The 18,394-nt window shown below is 42.6% G+C and carries 18 protein-coding genes; 13 read left to right on the forward strand and 5 right to left on the reverse strand.

What is annotated here, in order from left to right; translation table 11 throughout:
- Window positions 1-112: 112 nt before the first annotated feature.
- The 3 genes from INP83_RS10780 to INP83_RS10790 are packed head-to-tail and all read left to right on the forward strand — an operon-like array spanning window position 113 to window position 6,154.
- Window positions 113-3,397 (forward strand): SusC/RagA family TonB-linked outer membrane protein, encoded by a 3,285-nt coding sequence (locus INP83_RS10780; RefSeq protein WP_219127478.1) that lies wholly within the window; start codon window positions 113-115, stop codon window positions 3,395-3,397.
- 18 nt (window positions 3,398-3,415) lie between these two features.
- Window positions 3,416-5,014: a SusD/RagB family nutrient-binding outer membrane lipoprotein gene (locus INP83_RS10785; RefSeq protein WP_219127480.1), complete on the forward strand. Its 1,599-nt coding sequence runs from the start codon at window positions 3,416-3,418 to the stop codon at window positions 5,012-5,014.
- Window positions 5,015-5,062: 48 nt separating this feature from the next.
- Window positions 5,063-6,154: an alkaline phosphatase family protein gene (locus INP83_RS10790; RefSeq protein ID WP_219127482.1), complete on the forward strand. Its 1,092-nt coding sequence runs from the start codon at window positions 5,063-5,065 to the stop codon at window positions 6,152-6,154.
- A 67-nt stretch (window positions 6,155-6,221) separates the two neighbouring features.
- Here the strand turns inward: INP83_RS10790 and INP83_RS10795 are convergent, their stop codons facing one another.
- Both INP83_RS10795 and INP83_RS10800 read right to left on the reverse strand, forming a co-directional pair.
- Entirely contained in the window at window positions 6,222-6,590 is a 369-nt protein-coding gene (locus INP83_RS10795) for a chorismate mutase (protein ID WP_146271863.1), read from the reverse strand.
- Window positions 6,591-6,600: 10 nt separating this feature from the next.
- Window positions 6,601-6,900: a hypothetical protein gene (locus INP83_RS10800; RefSeq protein ID WP_146271865.1), complete on the reverse strand. Its 300-nt coding sequence runs from the start codon at window positions 6,898-6,900 to the stop codon at window positions 6,601-6,603.
- Between the two features lie 701 nt (window positions 6,901-7,601).
- Here INP83_RS10800 and INP83_RS10805 point away from each other — a divergent pair.
- The 4 genes from INP83_RS10805 to INP83_RS10815 all read left to right on the forward strand — a co-directional run bounded on the left by INP83_RS10805 (window position 7,602) and on the right by INP83_RS10815 (window position 10,626).
- Window positions 7,602-8,516 carry a hypothetical protein gene (locus INP83_RS10805; protein WP_219127484.1) on the forward strand — a complete coding sequence of 305 codons (915 nt, stop codon included), beginning with the start codon at window positions 7,602-7,604 and terminating at the stop codon, window positions 8,514-8,516.
- A 2-nt stretch (window positions 8,517-8,518) separates the two neighbouring features.
- Complete coding sequence (locus INP83_RS21185; RefSeq protein ID WP_255563299.1) at window positions 8,519-8,653, forward strand: hypothetical protein; 135 nt, start codon at window positions 8,519-8,521, stop codon at window positions 8,651-8,653.
- Between the two features lie 220 nt (window positions 8,654-8,873).
- Window positions 8,874-10,337 carry an IS630 family transposase gene (locus INP83_RS10810; protein WP_219127486.1) on the forward strand — a complete coding sequence of 488 codons (1,464 nt, stop codon included), beginning with the start codon at window positions 8,874-8,876 and terminating at the stop codon, window positions 10,335-10,337.
- 55 nt (window positions 10,338-10,392) lie between these two features.
- Entirely contained in the window at window positions 10,393-10,626 is a 234-nt protein-coding gene (locus INP83_RS10815; RefSeq protein WP_219127488.1) for a hypothetical protein, read from the forward strand.
- A 185-nt stretch (window positions 10,627-10,811) separates the two neighbouring features.
- On the opposite strand, the gene INP83_RS10820 is transcribed toward INP83_RS10815, so the two are convergent.
- Entirely contained in the window at window positions 10,812-11,405 is a 594-nt protein-coding gene (locus INP83_RS10820; protein ID WP_219127490.1) for a hypothetical protein, read from the reverse strand.
- 95 nt (window positions 11,406-11,500) lie between these two features.
- Here INP83_RS10820 and INP83_RS10825 point away from each other — a divergent pair, with 95 nt between their 5' ends.
- Window positions 11,501-11,851, forward strand: coding sequence for a hypothetical protein (locus tag INP83_RS10825; RefSeq protein ID WP_219127492.1), 351 nt, complete (start codon window positions 11,501-11,503; stop codon window positions 11,849-11,851).
- A gap of 183 nt (window positions 11,852-12,034) precedes the next feature.
- On the opposite strand, the gene INP83_RS10830 is transcribed toward INP83_RS10825, so the two are convergent.
- The gene (locus INP83_RS10830) at window positions 12,035-12,631 is read right to left on the reverse strand and encodes a hypothetical protein (protein ID WP_219127494.1); all 597 of its coding nucleotides are present in this window, start codon (window positions 12,629-12,631) and stop codon (window positions 12,035-12,037) included.
- Between the two features lie 831 nt (window positions 12,632-13,462).
- On the opposite strand from INP83_RS10830, the gene INP83_RS10835 reads away from it, so the two are divergent.
- Window positions 13,463-15,088, forward strand: a complete 1,626-nt coding sequence (locus INP83_RS10835; RefSeq protein ID WP_219127496.1) for an ATP-binding protein — start codon at window positions 13,463-13,465, stop codon at window positions 15,086-15,088.
- An 11-nt stretch (window positions 15,089-15,099) separates the two neighbouring features.
- Window positions 15,100-15,756, forward strand: coding sequence for a response regulator (locus INP83_RS10840; protein ID WP_219127498.1), 657 nt, complete (start codon window positions 15,100-15,102; stop codon window positions 15,754-15,756).
- A 142-nt stretch (window positions 15,757-15,898) separates the two neighbouring features.
- On the opposite strand, the gene INP83_RS10845 is transcribed toward INP83_RS10840, so the two are convergent.
- A complete protein-coding gene (locus INP83_RS10845; protein ID WP_219127500.1) occupies window positions 15,899-16,150 on the reverse strand; it encodes an RNA-binding protein in 252 nt (83 codons plus the stop codon).
- 106 nt (window positions 16,151-16,256) lie between these two features.
- On the opposite strand from INP83_RS10845, the gene INP83_RS10850 reads away from it, so the two are divergent.
- The 3 genes from INP83_RS10850 (at window position 16,257) to INP83_RS10860 (ending at window position 18,339) form a co-directional block, all read left to right on the forward strand.
- The gene (locus tag INP83_RS10850) at window positions 16,257-16,493 is read left to right on the forward strand and encodes a hypothetical protein (RefSeq protein WP_219127502.1); all 237 of its coding nucleotides are present in this window, start codon (window positions 16,257-16,259) and stop codon (window positions 16,491-16,493) included.
- Window positions 16,493-16,792, forward strand: a complete 300-nt coding sequence (yidD, locus tag INP83_RS10855; RefSeq protein WP_219123906.1) for a membrane protein insertion efficiency factor YidD — start codon at window positions 16,493-16,495, stop codon at window positions 16,790-16,792. Before INP83_RS10850 ends, yidD begins: the two co-directional genes overlap by 1 nt.
- 566 nt (window positions 16,793-17,358) lie before the next feature.
- Complete coding sequence (locus INP83_RS10860) at window positions 17,359-18,339, forward strand: hypothetical protein (RefSeq protein ID WP_219123908.1); 981 nt, start codon at window positions 17,359-17,361, stop codon at window positions 18,337-18,339.
- Window positions 18,340-18,394: the final 55 nt, after the last annotated feature.

Below are 18,394 nucleotides of genomic sequence, written 5' to 3' on the forward strand. Positions count from 1 at the left end.
TAACCCCTTAAAGTTTAAAGCTTCCTTAACTTAGGCTTAGTTTAATAATAATAAACAAAGTTTAGTATTGCTGCTGATAAAATCAAACTAACAAACAGATTTTAAAAAGCAGATGAAACAAATTTACCTTTATCTTAAAAGAGTGGCTATCGCTGTGATATGCTGCCTTTCACCCGCAATTTTGTTCGCCCAGAACAAAATTTCAGGTACAGTAACAGATGAGACCAAACAGCCCTTACCGGGCGTTAGCGTTATGTTACAAGGTACCAACCAGGGCACTACAACCGACCTTTACGGCCGCTTTATCATCAATGCCTCGAAAGGACAGGTATTGGTTTTTAAATTCTTAGGGTTTACAGAGCAACAGGTAACCATAGGAAGCACAACCAACATGATAGTTGCCCTTAAAGGCGATAGTAAAACCCTTAACGAGGTGGTAGTTACCGCCCTTGGTGTTAGCAAAGACGCCCGCAAGGTCGGTTACGCCGTGCAAACCGTAAACGGCAGCGATCTAACTTTGGCCCGCGATCCTAACCCTATAACAGGCTTAACCGGTAAGGTAGCTGGTTTATCGGTAGGTGCATCCGCCGAGTTGCTTGGCGCACCAAGCGTGAGGTTGAGAGGTAATGCTATATCACTATATGTGGTAGATGGTTTTCCCATCAACACCGACACTTACAATATCAGCCCTGATGATATAGAAACTTACACCGTGTTAAAAGGCCCGGCTGCTGCCGCGCTTTACGGCAATCGTGCTCAATATGGTGCAATTTTAATAACAACTAAAAAGGGTAATAAAAACAAAAAAGGCTTAACGGTTGATATCAACAGCTCAACCGTAATAAACACCGGATTTTTGGCTTTCCCACGTGTGCAAAAATCATACGGCGCAGGTGAAAATACGTTTTACGAATTTGTGGATGGTAAAGGTGGTGCACCGGGTGGTGTAGATGCCGACTATGACGTTTGGGGACCTTATTTTGCAGGTCAGTTAATCAAACAGTATGATAGCCCGGTTATTAACGGCGTAAGGCAAGCAACTCCTTATACCGCTCGTGGTGCTAATAATCTTGCAAATTTTTTGCGTACAGGTTACCAAACCAATAACAACGTTGCTTTAACTGCAAATGGCGATACCTATAACATCCGCCTTTCAGCATCTCAACAACACCAGAACAGCTACATTCCTGAGCAATATCTTGATATTGCTAACGCTAATATATACGCTTCGTTCAATCCAAACTCACGCTGGAAATTTGAAGGTAACGTAAACTTTAACCGCCAAACTACAGACAACTTCCCGGATGTTAGCTATGGCCCAAACAGCTTGATATACAACGTGGCTATCTGGACAGGTGCCGACTGGGATGTTAACGCACCTGATATTAAAGCTATCTGGCAGCCGGGTAAGGTAGGGGTACAATCGCAATTTGCTGAGTACACCCGTTACCACAACCCCTGGTTAATGGTTAAGGAATGGACGCGCGGCCATTACAAAAACAACACCACCGGTTATTTGTCAGCTAACTTTAAGATCAATAACAACCTGAATGCAACCCTGCGCTCACAAATTGATACTTACGGCTTGCTGCGTACAGAAAAGATGCCTTACTCTGCCCACCCATATGGTCGTGAAGGTAACATGGGCGACTATCGCGAAGATCGCCGCAACTTGTTCGATAACAACACAGAGTTAATGATCAACTACGATTATACCATTGCCAAGTTTCTTAACTTATCAGGTTTGGTTGGTGGTAACATGCGTAATTTGAGCTACAACTCAAACTGGGCTTCAACAGATTATCTGAACGTACCGGAAGTATACTCTTTCAGCAACTCCATGAACCCTGTTCAGGCAAGCAGTTTCAGGTCTGATATGCGCGTTCTAAGTGCTTATTATTCATTGGATGCAAGCTTTGGTAAATACGCTACCTTATCAAATACTTTACGTATTGATAAATCTTCAGCGTTTCAAACACCAACTACTTATTTATACCCAAGTGTATCATTAAGTACAGTTATTTCTGATTATGTGCAATTGCCTGAATTTATTAGCTATTTAAAAGCTCGTGGTTCATACTCCAACATCCGTTCTGATGCTACAGCTACAACAATAGGGCCTGCACCATTCAGTTCTATCACGGCTTTAGGTGGTAGTCCAAATACTTCTAATCCATTAATGACCAACCCGCTTGGTTACGGTACTGTTTATGCGTCGCCTTACAACGGCCCATCTTACGCTTTGAACACATCGTTTACTACAGGTAAGGTGTATAACAGCCAAACTGCTGGTTACGCAACAGACTACCTTTTTCAATCAGGCATCAAAACCTCAACCCGCGTAAACTACGAGGAAGGTTTGGATATCAAATTCCTGCAAAACAGATTGGGTTTAAGTGCTACCGCCTTCCAGTATGTGGATGGTCCGCAGATCTTGGCTAATGCCATCTCAACTGCATCGGGTTACACAATTGAGTACGTTAACGCCTTAAAAACCAAAAAGACCGGTTACGAGCTTTCTTTACAAGGAACACCAATAAAAGATATAAGCGGTTTTAGCTGGAATGTTTTGGTGAACGTATCTACATTTAAGGATAAGTATCTCGAATTACCTAAAGGACAAGATACTTACCAAACATTCTTTAGAGAAGGTGACCGTACCGATAAATTGTATGGTACCGCATTCGTAAGAACACCGCAAGGCCAGGTTATTAATGATGCTGCTGGTAAGCCTCTTATTAACCCTGTGCCACAGTATCTGGGTAATATGAATGCCAATTACGCATGGGCTGTAAACAACAGATTGCAGTACAAAAACTTCAGTATGAGCTTCCAGTTTGACGGCTCTGTAGGTGGTGTAATGGTTGATTATATGCACAACAAAACCATGCGCGGAGGTGCAAACATTGAAACCGCCGAAGGCGCTTTGGGTGCTGCCCGCTACCAGGATTGGTCAAACTACGGCAAAGCCGGTTATACCGGTAGCTATGTAGGTGAGGGTGTACAAATTTCAAATGGTGGTGTTATCAACTATAACTCAACTACAGGTGCGGTACTTAACTACGGCGACCTGCAATACAAGCCAAACGGAACCAAAACCTTTGTGCAGGATTACGTAAGTAAGTATTACGGAGCAGACGAGGCTAACCTGATGAGCAAAACCTTCTCAAAACTGCGCGAGGTTACATTCGGCTTTACTTTCCCTAAACAATGGCTTCAAAAGTCGTTCATCCAAAAGGCATCAGTATCTGTTTATGGTCGTAACCTGCTTTACTTCTATAAAGACAAACGCTTTAAAGATGTTGACCTTGACCAGTATAACTATGCTACAAGCTTAAGTGGGTTACAATCGCCAACTGTGCGTAGCTACGGCCTTAACCTAAATGTATCATTCTAATAACTGATAGCAGTAAACATGAAAACGATATTAACGAAATATATACTGCCTGCGGCGCTGCTGCTTTCAGTAACAAGTTGTAAAAAAAGCTTTGACGAGCTTTCGCAAAATACCAACGTACCCAATAACGTACCGGCATCACTATTATTTAACGGTGTACTTACCAGCACAGCCGAGCTGCCCGATGGTCAAAAAGAGATCTATAGCCAGTATTACTTATATAACTATGATTATTACGGTAATAACCGCTATGATTTTGGATCGGGCGACGATTATTACCGGGTACTAAAGAACGTGACTGTGATGGAGAAAGCGGCTGCCGCAACCGGCGGTGCTGCCATTAATCCTTACGAAGCTTTGGGTAAATTCTTTAAAGCATACCTGTTCAGTAAAATGAGCCTTGAAATGGGTGATATCCCGATGAACGATGCTCTGAAAGGTTTAGATAATCTTGAACCAACTTACGATCCTCAAAAAACGGTTATGATGCAATGTTTGGATTGGCTGGAAAGTGCCAACAGCGATCTGGGACAATTAATTGCCAAACCGAGTGATTTTGGAACGGGAGAAGGTGCTACCTTAAAAAACGATATTTACTTTGGTAACGATCTTACAAAATGGCAAAAAACCGTAAATGCACTTTATTTACGTTTACTGGTACAGCTAAGTAACAAAACCGGCGATACTGACCTGAAAGTTACCACCCGTTTTGCAACCATTATTGCCAACCCATCTAAATATCCGTTGATGCAAAGCACTGCCGATAACATGCAATACACCTTTGTTACGCCAACCAATTTTTATCCAATGAACCCGAACAACTTTGGGCAAAGCGGTTCGCGTAAAAATATGTCATCGACATATGTAGGTTTGCTTACATCGCTTAAAGATCCACGCGTATATGTTACTGCGGAACCAGCACGCGATCTGGTTGATAAACAAGGTAAAAGCGCTAATGACTTTGCTTCTTTTGTGGGTGCCGACCCGGGCGAAGACCAGGGAACAATGTACAATAATGCAGGTTTACAGAAGTACTCTTTCATTAACCGCAAGCATTTTTATTCAACCTACACCGGTGAGCCAAGCGTACAAATAGGCTATCCTGAGTTAATGTTTAACATTGCTGAAGGTATAAACCGTGGCTGGACAAGTGGAAATGCTGAGTCTTATTATCAAAACGGTATTAAGGCATCTATGGCATCATACGGCATTCCAGAGAATGGTGCGTTTACGGCGTATTTCTACCGCCCGGGTTCAACAAGTGTAACTGTTGATGGTAATTATGATACTTTCCAGATACCGGTAACCTTCAACAACTATTACAGCCAAACAAGTGTAAAATACCAGGCGGGTACCGCAGGTTTAACACGCATACTTCAACAAAAGTATATAGCGTTGTTCCGCCACTCAGGTTTAGAGTCGTACTTTACATACCGCCGTACCGGTATACCAAACTTTACTACAGGGCCGGGTACGGGTAACAGCTCGCGTATTGCTAAACGCTTCCAATATCCTGAAGCTGAGCGTACTGCCAATGCCGCAAATTATCAAAAAGCGTTACAGAGCCAATACGGTGGTAACGACGATATAAACGGTATTATGTGGATATTAAAATAATTTACATTTACAGGGCGGCTTAATAAACCGCCCTTTTTTATTTTCGATATGAAAAAAATGATCACTATTGCGATGTTTTTTGTCATCGCTTTTAACGTTCATGCGCAATCTCACAAAACACAAAACATCATCATTGTTACACTTGATGGCATGCGCTGGCAGGATGTTTTCCGTGGTGCTGATTCGGCCCTTATCAATTCAAAATTCACAAACGATAAAGACGAGGTGAAAAAGAAGTTTTGGGCGCCTGCCGCAGCAGAGCGTCGTAAAATGCTTTTCCCTTTTCTGTGGTCGGTTGTGAGTGAGAAAGGGCAGGTATATGGCAACCGCGATTTGGGTAATAAAGACGAAGTTGCAAACCAATATCGGTTCTCTTACCCAGGCTATAACGAGATCTTCACCGGGTTCCCTGACGTTCGCATGAACACCAATGACGCCATTGTAAACCCAAACATGAACGTGTTGGAGTTTATCAATAAACAAAAGGGATACGCCGGAAAAGTAATAGCTTTTTCTTCCTGGGAACGCTTTCCTCAGATACTGAATGTTAACCGTTCGGGCTTACCTGTTTATTCAGGCTATGCTGATCTGAAAAACGCAGATGCTAATGCCCGCTTAAAGTTTCTGAATGATCTTCAAAAAGATGTACCGCGCTATTTGGGCGATTCGACACGGTCAGACTTTATCACTTACGAGTTTACCAAAGAATATATAAAGCAATACAAACCACGTGTTGCCTACATGGCGTTTGACGAAACTGATGATATGGCGCATGAGGGTAATTACAAAGCTTACCTGGAGCGAGCAAGGCAAGAGGACGGTTTTATCAGAACCATTTGGGAAATGGTACAGGCAGATCCTTTTTATAAAGATAAAACTACACTACTTATAACCTGCGACCATGGCCGTGGCGAAATGCCGCTTGATAGCTGGAGAAACCACGGTGCTGATGTAAAAGGAGCTGAGCAAACCTGGTTTGCGGTAATAGGCCCTGATACCAAAGCCTTAGGGGAGATAAAAACACCCTCAAGTACTTACCATAAACAACTGGCGCAAACCATAGCGCAATTGCTTGGACTTGATTTCAAAGCCAACGCAGGTCATGAAGTGGGCGAAGCTATTACAACTGTATTTAAATAAATCTTTAAATTAAAAGGGGAATTATCCTGATGGATGATTCCCCTTTTTTTGCCCGGCAGAGGGTGTTTTATTTTGCTTTATCTTTTATCTCATTCTCAATCCTTAGGCTTTCTTTGTGTATGGCGTTCAAAAGCTCTTTGATAAAGTCTTCTGAGAGGCCTTGAGTTTTACCGGCCGCTGTAGACCTGTTTAAAACTTCCTGGAAACGAGAAGCCTGTAGTGGAGGGATATGATTCGCCGCCTTGTATTCACCAATTTCCTTTACCAACTTCTCCCTTGTTCCAATTATCTCGATCAGCTTTTGATCAAGGGAGTCGATCTTTTTTCGGTTGATCTCCATAATGTTCGGAACTTTCGGCGGCTCTGTTTGTGCATAAGATGACATGCCCATGCATAATGACACAAAGGTTGTAGCAATAATCAGGATGTGTTTCATAAGGTATACTTTAATCGCGCGGTGAAGTATTTAGCCTGCTTTTAGAGTAAGTTTTAGATTTGGAATGGGTAATATCAACGCGATCTATTTTTAAGATGTCGCAAACAAAGTCCAATTTAATTGAATGGAGGAAATGAGCAACAATTGCTTTCTCCAGATTGCTATTGCGTTTTGAGTTGATGGATTGTTTTTCTTTTAGAAGGATCCAGATAGCAAACACCATGGCAACGGCGATCAGGAAAATAGCTAAACTCCCCCCAATGCCCGAGGGTGAAAATAACATATTTGCTTTTTCAACTGTAGATGCCATGGTATATTAAACGCACTCTTATTAAGAATGTTTTTAGTGCAACAGTTAAAATTTTGTATTTACAAGTATGATAGTTTAATTTGAGTAGCCGACAATTAGTTTCAAGGCAATTTAATTCAACAAAAAAGCCTCAGCAAAGTGCTAAGGCATTGATAAGTAACAGGTGACCCCGGAGAGATTCGAACTCTCGACCCAATGATTAAGAGTCATTTGGAAAATATTTATATCGTATTGAAAATCAAAAACTTATAAGTTGTTACCTGTTTCGTTGTAAAACATTTGTAAAACATTTACGCAAAAACAAGTGCCTGCCTCGCCCAGGAATTATAAATATACTTAGGATTTATGTAATAGTTATATCAATATTTCACAAAAATCTTGAGCTCATAACGATTAACCAATTGATTTTCTTTTGAAGAAACCTATTAATACTGCATAATTAGGAGCTTTTTGGTACTACCGATAAATAATTGCCTATCTCCATACTGCTAATGATGGCTCTAAAGTAATTACTCGTGTTCGAAGTCGTCTGTTTTGAGGCTATGTAAGTTCCATCCGTTAATTACGCGTCTACACCTTGCTTATGTGATTGTCACGAATTTATCGCGTGCGCGTTGGGTGCTAAAGTTTGCGGGTTTACTCGGTGGGGTTGGTAAATTGTTTATTCCTTGCTACATTAGCAAGCAGCCTTAAACCACATTATGCAAAAGTTAGACTTCGTAAAAAACATATCCGAACTATCAGATAGATTGAAATCATGGGAAATAGTAAACACATTTGAGACAGGATTTAGAACACCTTCAAACAACTATGACTACAGGCATGTCTTGCCGCTTGTATTTGAATCTAAAAGCAATTTCGACGCTATAAGGTTCGACCCCAGATTCTTAGTCCTACTTGCAAACACACAAGCAGATGAGATATATTCTCCTACAAAACTAACTCAACTTACTCAAGGCCTTTCTCATACCACCGCTAATAATATATTGGTAAACCCGGTACTAGTAAGCCTATATCTTTTCCATAAGTCGTTAACAGGAATTGAGGATATTGCTAAGTCAGTTTTAGCTGGCAAAATAGCTACCCAAGACTATCAAGAATCATTAGAAGATGGTGTAATACTTTTTCAAGTTGTCATCGAGGGCGACGGGCTTAGTACTGAAAAGTATATCAAAATCATTACAGCGATACAGGAATTAATTGAAACAGTAGCGAAGCTTTCAAATAATGCGGATGCAGATCCAGAAATTGTATTGCTGGATAGCGGAAGCGACACAAACATTGGTGTAAAAACGGCTGCCGAAACCGCAAAATCTGTTTTTTTAATTTTCAAAGAGATTTGGGATTTTATTGTAAACTTCCGGCATTATAAACAAGAAAAAAACAACAAAGCGTTATTGGAAAGTCTGAGTATCAGAGAAGAAATTAAGAAAAAAGTTAACGCTGGCATCATATCGGAGGATGAAGCAAAAGAATATGTGCATGTTATAAAAACCCGTACAGACGATTTGATTGGCATGAAAGTACTTCCAAAACAAATCGTTATAGACACCAATGAGATCAGTAACAAAAAGTTAATAGAGGAGTTCGAAGGCACAAAATTACTTGGAAATTAAACATGCACTCTCTCACCGGCCCCGCTCAACTCCTCAAACCGGCAGTTAATCAAATATCAACCGGTTACCAGGTGATACTTGGACAGGAAGATAATGGGGTGATTGGCGTTGGTGATACTGTTGAGAATTGGAATTAAAACATCGCATTTACCTTTCAAAAGCAGATGAAGATGATTACCTTGTAGATTACGTGAAGTACGTACTGGCCAGTTTACCATAATCAACCGCGATTAAGGGCTTCGTTAGCCAGTTTAGAGCGGTGAAAAGATAAATGTTATGTGTGCTAAGCAGATACATAAACATAAAATTGATAAGATCAGGCAAGCTGTTATAGACGGGAACTGCGGCTTAAAAGAGATGGCTCGTAAATTATGTATCTCGACAGACGCCGTATGGAGATATAAATTGTACTTCGACAAATTGAAGGCCGAAGATCCCATAAAATTACAAGACAAGCAAATTTACCCCAAGCGGCCACCTCACACTCAAAAACCTTCGGCCAGGTTAATCCATTTTCAAGAAGTTATCGATAGGTTTCATAATGCTTTTCCAGTAGGCACCGAACGTTCGGTCATCTGGAGAAGTTATTACAAGGAATTTCCAAATGGATTTAAGTACCTCAGATTCATTTTTTTCTACAACAAATATCTTGAAGAAAAAGGCATTACTCATATTTTGCTTGATAAAATAGAAGAGGCCGACATCCCCAAACTCACGAAATGGCGTAACAGCAATGATCACAGGCTTTGGCAAATATCGATGGTGCTGAAGTTTGCCACTGAGGGTTTCGGTGCTTTTGAAATAAAAAACAAGGTCTACTGCAATTTTCCTTCAGTCGCAAAATGGATCAATATTTACAAAACCAAAGGGCTGGACGGATTTAAAATTCCACATTATTATTGGCCGGCCAAGAGAGATAAAATAAATATAATCAAGGGTAAGCTCACAAAGCTTATTGGAGAACTTCCAAAAGCACACGGCATTAATCGGACGAGTTGGACTGGCACTCATCTATGGATTGCGTACAACAACCTCTATCCAGATACTCCCTGCAGTGTGGGTCAGATTCGAACATACATGAAGCAAATGGGCTATAAGCGAAGAATCTCAAAGCAAATGCTTACTTCTCAGGACCCTGATTATCGGGCAAAACTTGATAAGATACATGCTATTTTGAGAAAGCTAAAGACGAAAGAGAAATTCTTTTCAATCGATGAATACGGGCCTGTAGGAATAAAAATAAAAGGTGGTAAAACATGGCGACATAAATCTGACAGCCCAGCAGCCGTTCCCCAGATGCAGACGATTAAAGGATGTGTGATATGCACCGCTGCTTTGGAACTTTCTACTAATCAAATAACCTATTTTTTTTCAAGCCACAAGAACACTTTTGAGATGATAAAGCTTGTTGACGTGCTACGTGAAAAATATGCTGATCAAAGTAAACTTTATTTGTCTTGGGACGGAGCATCCTGGCATAGCTCAAAATTGCTGAAAAAACATGTTGAGGCCGTTAATAAAACGGGCAAACCTAAAATCTTCTTTGCTCCTTTGCCAAATACTACTCAATGGATGAATGTAATAGAAGCAGTTTTCGGTGGTTTGGCGCGGGCTGTTATTCACAATAGTGATTACAAAAGTGTCGACGAATGTAAAACAGCGATTGATCTTTACTTTAAAGACCGCAATGAGCACTTTAGACTTAATCCTAAAAAAGCGGGTGATAGAATTTGGGGCCTGGAGACAACCAAAGCAGTGTTCTCCGAAGCTCACGTTACCCGGCATAGCAGTCATATGCGGGGGTATAATGGAAAGGATTAAATAAAACATTATCGGGAGATACCGAGTTAAATATCAAACCCTTAAAATATCAATGATGAAAAAGATCTTTTCACTGGCTGTAGCTCTTATGCTGGGAGTTTCAAGCTTAACATTTGCCGGAACTTATCAAGACAGTACAAAACTGACTAAGAGCGGTAAACTTGACCGCCGTTATAATGCTAACAAGCATTTAAAGAAAGACGGCACCATGGATATGCGCTATAAGTCAAGCAAAAGCGCTGCTAAAAAGACAACAACGACAACGACAGTTACTAAGAAGAAACAATAACATTAACGCCCGGCAGTAGCCGGGCGTTTTAATTCATACGTGCGGAATGCTATGTATTGAGATTTTAGAAGAGGAACAAGTTCATTCAGACCAACTCCGGAAAGGCAGGAAACATTGTTAGGGGAAAAGATAAGGGGCGCCCAGCCTTTTCATAAGGCTGCTTTCTGCAAAAAGCGATAAGGCTGCTAACTGAGTTGCTGAAGTAAACTGCTTCTGACAATGTGCATGTCATCTGCCATCTTCTTGACAATGGCTTCGTAGTGGTCGCATAGGTCTTTTATCGCCTTTTCATATAGTTCATAGAGATCGCCTTTTGATTCGGCAAGCGCATGTTTAATGGCATCTGTCAGATCTAAAACCGTAAGATAAAGTTCTTTCGATTTCAAATTAGATGCTATAACCGCTTCCGTAGATAGCGAGACGTCAAAGTAAAGGCTGATCAGGTTGTATTTCCAGTTGTCCTTATCTAAATCATCCATGTAAGCTTTCATATTTTTCAACTCCTGATTGAGGAAGTCCAAACTCTTTTCGCTTCGGGCATTATGATAGTTCTTCCAGTATTCAATGTTCTTTTTGACGATGGCCATCTTTTCACCGTTGACAAAGTAGAAATTTTCCGCGATCTCGATCTTTTTGTCCCGGTATGTTTTTTTAAGCTCACTGTTGGACTTTCTTTTGTCCGAAAGATACGATAACATCCCTGTCATACCTTGCGTGAGCAATGCACCGATCAAACCTGAAAAGGCACTTACCTGAATCAATAAACTTTCATTTGCCATGACGACTTTCGATTGGTATCCAATATCAAATTTAAAAAAAAATTTGTAATTGCTAAAAATATTAGCATAAATTTGTAGTGCTTAATCTTACAAACATGAGTGACTACAAGGTGCAATTATCAGCAGAAGGAACTACCGTAGAGAACTTCAGCAGACCGTTTAAGATGAGGGTGAGAAAGGATGTGAAGTTAACGGAGGATTGCAGCACAGCCGTACTTGAAGCTTCTGTATATAAGGAAGATGGTACTTTTGTGCAAACCTGTAGTTACCTGTTTGAAGCACTGGACAATCAGGACAAGCCCGTTTCAGAAGTCAGCTTGGAAGAATTCAACAATGCTATTGACTTCTTCTTCACCTCATTGCTTGATACCGAACTTTACGTTAAACGTATACCTCGTGCATCCAGCCTCTGCAACCCGGCAATGAAAGCTTTTAAGTTTGATTGATACTATTATAGCTAAGAAGTGTAATTCGGGTAAGTGTTTATCATCTGCCAGGATAGCCAAATCACCGGTCAATGGCTGAGCATCCCGATAACGAGCGCTGTAAAATCAGTAAGCACCTAAGGCAGAGGTTAATCATGCAAATTTGCATCAGATGATAATCCGTTATTATTGAAAGCCCGCTTTTCAATGAGCAGTGAGGATGGCAGACTTGCTGTTGTCAGATACTGATGTATCTCCCGTCAGATATCTGCTCTGCATGTAGTGCGATAACGGTTTAAGTCTGCGGTTTGTCCATACAGGGTGCATGCCACTATCGGTGAAAAGTTCCAGGCGATGGTTTACTTTAAAATACCATAATTTCCCAACGGATGCCTTGGTTACCGTATCGGGCCGCAGAACTTTTTTAAACCGGGAAAGCTTTCGCTCGTCCATAGCGTATAACGTATGACCAGGCGTTTCGATATTGCAGGATGCCACTTGGTATTCACTGCCATTCCAGTACATACATTGTTGCCAGGAACGGTAGGTCAACCAAATACCTGCGGTGAGTACGACGAATGCTGCCGAGGCAATAAAAAACTCCTTTTTCTTGGCCTTTACAAAAAATAGGATTTTTTTGATGGCCGGCGTTTTGGCCGGCCCGATAATGCCCTCCTCATCTTCAACAACTAACCTTTCAGGGCCTAACATCCAAGAGAGAAGCTCGTAATGTTTGTCTTCCGGTTGAAATGCCTTTCCCCTCAACAAGTCTACTGTAGGACGGAATTTGTCCCGATCCATATCTAAGACGTCTACATCGAAGTTACCTGTACAGTTCCTTTTAAAAAATCCCTTTAGTACATGGTTACTTTCAGGTCGTATACCTGCGCAGAAAAGTTTTTCGCACTCATCCCGCAGGCCGGACGGTACCGGCTTGTTGAGATTCGCGGGAAGCTTTCCTACCGCTTTTCTTCTTTTGTATTCCGTTAACAGTTCGTTTCGCTCTCCGGCTGTCATGATGTAAAATTCGGTCCTTTAATCCGGAGGATTTTGCGGGAATCCGCAAATAGCTCACGATTTATAAGCGGAATACGGCGGAATCCGCTTGTAATGAGCTGTTTAATGACCATACCTTTGTTTCGAAATCAAAAGATCCACGTCGGCCGGCGGGGACTTGTGCACAAGATGATCTCAACAGGAACAAAACCTGTGGTGGCTGCGACACGGTTCGGGAAACGGTAAGCTGACACTGCAGGAAATGTTCCATTTCCCGAAAAAACTGCAGGGGACGTGCTCCCGCAGGGTTTGCGGCTGCTTGCCGGATAGTCCGGCAACAGGCTGCCATTGATTAACCTTTAATTTTTTCGAACATGATTGAATTGATCATCGCGCTTTGTTTAGCGCTTGGAACACCTGCGCCCGGATCTAACGGGGGCGTTACAACACAAGATACAGGGGGACAAACTGGACAGACCCCGCCACCACCACCGCCACCACCACATGGTTAAATAGATGCAGGGCAGAAGAGATTCTGCCCTGTTTGTTTTATAGCAAAGGATGTTTTAGCTTAGTAGGGTGAACCTGACCCAAAGATCGATAGCGCAAATTTTACTATGGCTTTTTGCAATAGCGATGTCTGGTTGCCGCGAAAAAAATGTCAAGGTTTCATCCGGCTCCGGCAATATCGCTTACACCAAAGCCTGGTCTTTTTATCAGCAGCACAAACAGGACAGTGCCTACCGTTATTACGCCAAGGCCGCTGCTGAAACGAAGGATAGCGCGCAATTAGGTGGCATATTCGTCAGCATGGCGATTATTCAAAGCGATCAGGGAGATTATTACGGAAGTGATGAAATGGCAATCCGCTCATTGCGCTATTTTCCTGCAAATGATACTTATCTGCCCTCAGTTTACAATGCTATTGCTATCAATAAATACAAGTTAAAGGACTTCGAAGGTGCTGCTGATTGGTACGAACGTGCAATGTCCATGAAAACTGATAGCATTAACCATCTCGTTTACGTCAATAACCTGGGGGTCGCTTATGCCGAGCTTAGCCGGTACTCCAAGGCTATTGCGTTATTCAAAAATTTACTGACCGATAAATTGCTGAGAGCGGATACTGAAAAATACGCACGATCACTGGACAATTACCATTGGGTCAGATGGAAGATCAATCCGGCGTATGATGCATTATCGGGATATTTTTCGGCATTGCGGTTGCGACAGAAGATAGGCGACGTTTGGGGGGTGAATGCCAGCTATGCACACATTGCAGATTTTTACGGCCGAACCAATCGTGATTCGGCTTTCAAATATGCGGATTTGATGTATTCGACCGCCCGGCAGTTGAAGAGCCCCGATGATCAACTTGAAGGCTTACAAAAGCTTGCCCGGTTTGGACCGGTAGCGGCGGCGGGGCGTTATTTCGAACGGTATGCCTTCCTGCAGGACAGTCTGCTTGCTGCCCGCAATGCAGCCGGTAGCCGGTTTGCTGTCATCCGGTATGAAACGGAAAAAGCCAAGGCAGATAATCTGACGCTGCAGAAAGACAATACGGATCAAAGGTATCGCTTGCTACGTCAGCAATTCCTTCTTTACTGTTTGTTGGTGGTTGTTGCAGTTGCTGCAGTGCTGGTGATCGGTTTCATCCGGCGTCGTCAAGCGCGGTTAAGGCGGGAAGCAGCGGAGCGTCTGCGTGCCCAGCAATTGAGAACGGCAAAAAGGGTACACGATGTACTGGCTAATGACCTTTACAGGATCATGTCTGACCTGGATAACGGTACAGCAGGCAGTACCTCCGCATTGGCTGACCGGCTTGAGATCGTTTACCAGCGTGCGCGTGACCTGAGTTATGAGGATGAACCGGTACCGCTTGAAAACTTCGAAGTGCACCTTTCGGTCATGCTGAATGCCTTTGGCACTGAGACCACAAAGGTACTGCCGGATGGCTGTACAGCGGATTTTTGGAAGGGTACAACTGACATCGTCAAACAGGAACTGTCGCTTGTCCTGCAGGAACTGATGGTTAATATGCGCAAACATAGCCGCGCCACGCTGGTAACGTTGGCTTTTCGGCGGGTAGCCAAGCAATGTGAGATCATCTATACCGATAATGGCGTTGGCATGCCCGGTTTTCGACCGGGCAATGGCATCACTCATACGGAAAACCGCATGTCTGCTATTGGCGGGACTATTAACTTTGTGACCGGCCGTGATAGTGGGTTGCAAGTGCATATATCCTTCCCGTCGGCTTAATCTTTGATCCTATGATAGAAAAAGTCCTTATCGCTGAAGATCATGAATCTGCGAATATTTCTGTACGCAAGACCATGGATGACCTTGGCCTGCGTTATGTACATGCTTATTATTGTGATGATGCGTTGAATATGATCCGTAGGGCTAAGGATGAGGCACCGTTCAGTTTGCTGATCACGGACCTTTCTTTTGAGGACGACGGTACGGCTCAGCAGCTGAAAAATGGGGAGCAGCTCATTCTGGCCGCAAGGGAGATCCAGCCGGGATTGAAGGTGCTTGTTTTTTCAGGGGAGCAGCGTCCGGCGGTGATCGGACGTTTGTTCAGTGAGTTACAGATCGATGGTTATGTGAGAAAGGCGCGTCACGATGCTGAGCATCTCCGTTCAGCTATCGCCATGATCGGTCAGCATCGGAGATATCTGCCGGATGGTTACCGTCAGTCGATACAGCAGGCAGCGGTAGCGTTGACAGATTACGAGCGCGCCATCATCAGGCAGCTGGCAGGGGGGATGTTACAAAAGCAATTGCCGGATTGGCTGATATCGCAGGGAATGGCCAACGCAAGCCTGCGCAGCGTTGAAAAAGCTTTAAACAGAGCGCGTGCCCTGCTGGAAGTTTCGAACAATGAACAATTGGTTGCCTACTGCAAGGATGCGGGTTTGATCTAAGGAAAACAAGACTTTACAATCTGGATTTTCTCGGTCTTTTTGGCTTTTCAATCTCCGCTTTAACGATCCTGGGGCTTATCCTAACCTCTTCCGCCTGTTCCACAGGCCGCGAATCACTTACCGGTAATTCATGCGTAGCTTTTTATTCAGCCGTTTCCGGGTTGATATTTACGGTCAATTCCCTGTCTTTGATTCTGAAACCATCAAGTTCTCCGGCTGCCCTTAACGCTCCTTCAGCCGTTGCCATTTCGACGAAAGCATAACCTTTACATTTTCCGGTCTTTTTATCACGCACGATCTTAATGGTATCAATATCGCCATGCGGTGCGACCAGGACAGCAAGTTCCATTTCAGAGATATCGAGCGGAAAGCCGCTGATAAAAAGTTTTCTCATTACCCCCGCAATTTACAAAAATTTAGGCTGTGCGGATTCCCGCATAATCAGCCCATCTGACTACGGTATCTTTGAAACATAGTTCACCTAAACCTTATCACAATTTATGGAATATAAAGTATTATCGTTCACAGCGACTCTTGATCAGAAAAAGGAAACAACGGCGGTAGTTGCCCAAAAGTTGGATGCGCTGATCAGCAGGCATGCCGTAGACAGATGGGAATATGTCAGGTTGGAAAGCGTTTCGACATTTGTCCAACCGGATACGGGCTGTTTTGGTATCGGCGCGAAGCCAGGTTATATGGCCAATTACCAGATGGTCGTTTTCGGCAAGAGATCGTAATGGCTCAACTGCTCATGTTAGCCATCCGGTTATACTGGGTTTTGGTACCGGCCAGTAAAAGAGGGCACTGCTTATTTAAGGTCACTTGCTCGCAAAATGTTTTCCAAGTGACCAAGAAAAAAGAGTTTTCAAAGGGTATAAGCGCTCTGCTTGAGCGTTACCATTCCCCTAGGTCTGGTTACCATTTATTTCAGGACGGTACCGACGAACGCAAAAAGATGATGTTGGCTAATGGGGGAATTATAGAAGCCGACCTGATAGCTGACAGGTTGCTCAAACATTTGAATCATACTAAATGAACTCAACCATTCTATTAACGATAGCGATTTTTTATCAATTCACAGCGCCCAAGATGGTATTCGTGTGTGTCAGTCCGGGCGCTAAACGCTACCATCTCAACGACAAGTGCCGGGGGCTAAGTAACTGTACTTACCGCATCGTCAAGGTAAAAGAGGAAACGGCTAAGGCTGATGGCAAAACGCTTTGTCATTGGGAGAAATGAGATATAAGAAATGAAAAGATATCATGCAATAAAACTACTCTTAACGCTTCTAATCATCGCTTCATTTTTTGCGAAGTGCAAATATGGGTCAGAAAGTGTTAATAATCTGTCGAAAGCTGACAGTGTCAACAACTGTAAATCAAAAAAGGGTAGGACCCCAAAAGGATGCCCAATTTTGCCGGAATTGCAGCGGATAAATTTTTATGTGGAGACTTCCGCAAGCATGGGCGGATATTACAACGGTGAGACCGAATTTAAAACCATCCTTTCCGATCTATCCGTTAAAATGGACAAGACTATCAAGCCGGTGAGCGTTTTTTTATTGCTGATTCAGTTACCAAATATAATAAATCAGTGGAGGATTTGGGAACAGACATCGCCACGACACATATTGCAAAAAGCAGAGGCTCAGAATTACATAAAATTTTTTCAAAAATTGTCGCGAAAGCAGATTCAGGAAATGTTTCAGTTTTTGTATCGGATTGCATTTTATCGTTTCCCGATAAGATGGTGAAAGCAAATCCCGAAATCAATCGGATTGAGGCACCTAATGCGCTTAAGAATAACATTTTCTCGACGTTTTCTGAATTAAGAAAGAAGGGGCAAGCGGTCAGCATTTACGCATTTCATTCCAAATTCTTCGGTACTTATTATAACTATCAAAATAATAAAAAAAAGTTGTCTGGTGCGGAAAGGCCCTTTTACGTCTGGGTCATCGGAAAGAAGAACTTTGTTGATCAATTCAATAAGCGTCTTGTCGAGATATCAACGTTCAAGCCCGAAAAATCGCTTCACTTCGGATTTGGACAGAACGTTGTAAAAGACTTCAAATTTTTAAGTCAGGTAGATCGAAAGGGCGACTGGAGCGTCAGCGATGTCAGTCACACTTTAACCGACGTCGAGATACCTAAAGATGATTCTTTACGGTTTTGTATAGCGCTTGAATTGGATAGCTTACCGTCATATGTCCAGGCGGAGGATTATCTTGAGAAGAAATTATTGTTGGAATCGCAGGGCTGTCAGGCCACTTTTAGGGTGGAACCCAAATCAGCGATAAACACCTCGAAGCTTTCGGGCAAAAGTCAACCTAAAATTTTTGAGACTGCTAGCCATCTCGTCCTCGTTTCAGTAAGCAAAATGGACCTTGATGAGGCAGATATCAAATTAACCTTGCCGGTCCAAAGCGATACTTGGTATATGGATTGGTCTGCTGATGAAGATAAAGACGTCCGGTCTATCGGCAACAAAACATTTGCATTCAAATATCTGGTCAACGGCGTAAAAGAAGCTTACGAAACCAGGAATAGTAAGTATATCGATCTTAAAATTCACCTTATCAAATAGTTAATATGAGTATGTTTGCTTTTATCTATGAATGGTTAAATGGGAGTAATCCTAA

The sequence above is a fragment of the Mucilaginibacter sp. 21P genome (assembly GCF_019331605.1).
Classification (GTDB): domain Bacteria; phylum Bacteroidota; class Bacteroidia; order Sphingobacteriales; family Sphingobacteriaceae; genus Mucilaginibacter; species Mucilaginibacter achroorhodeus.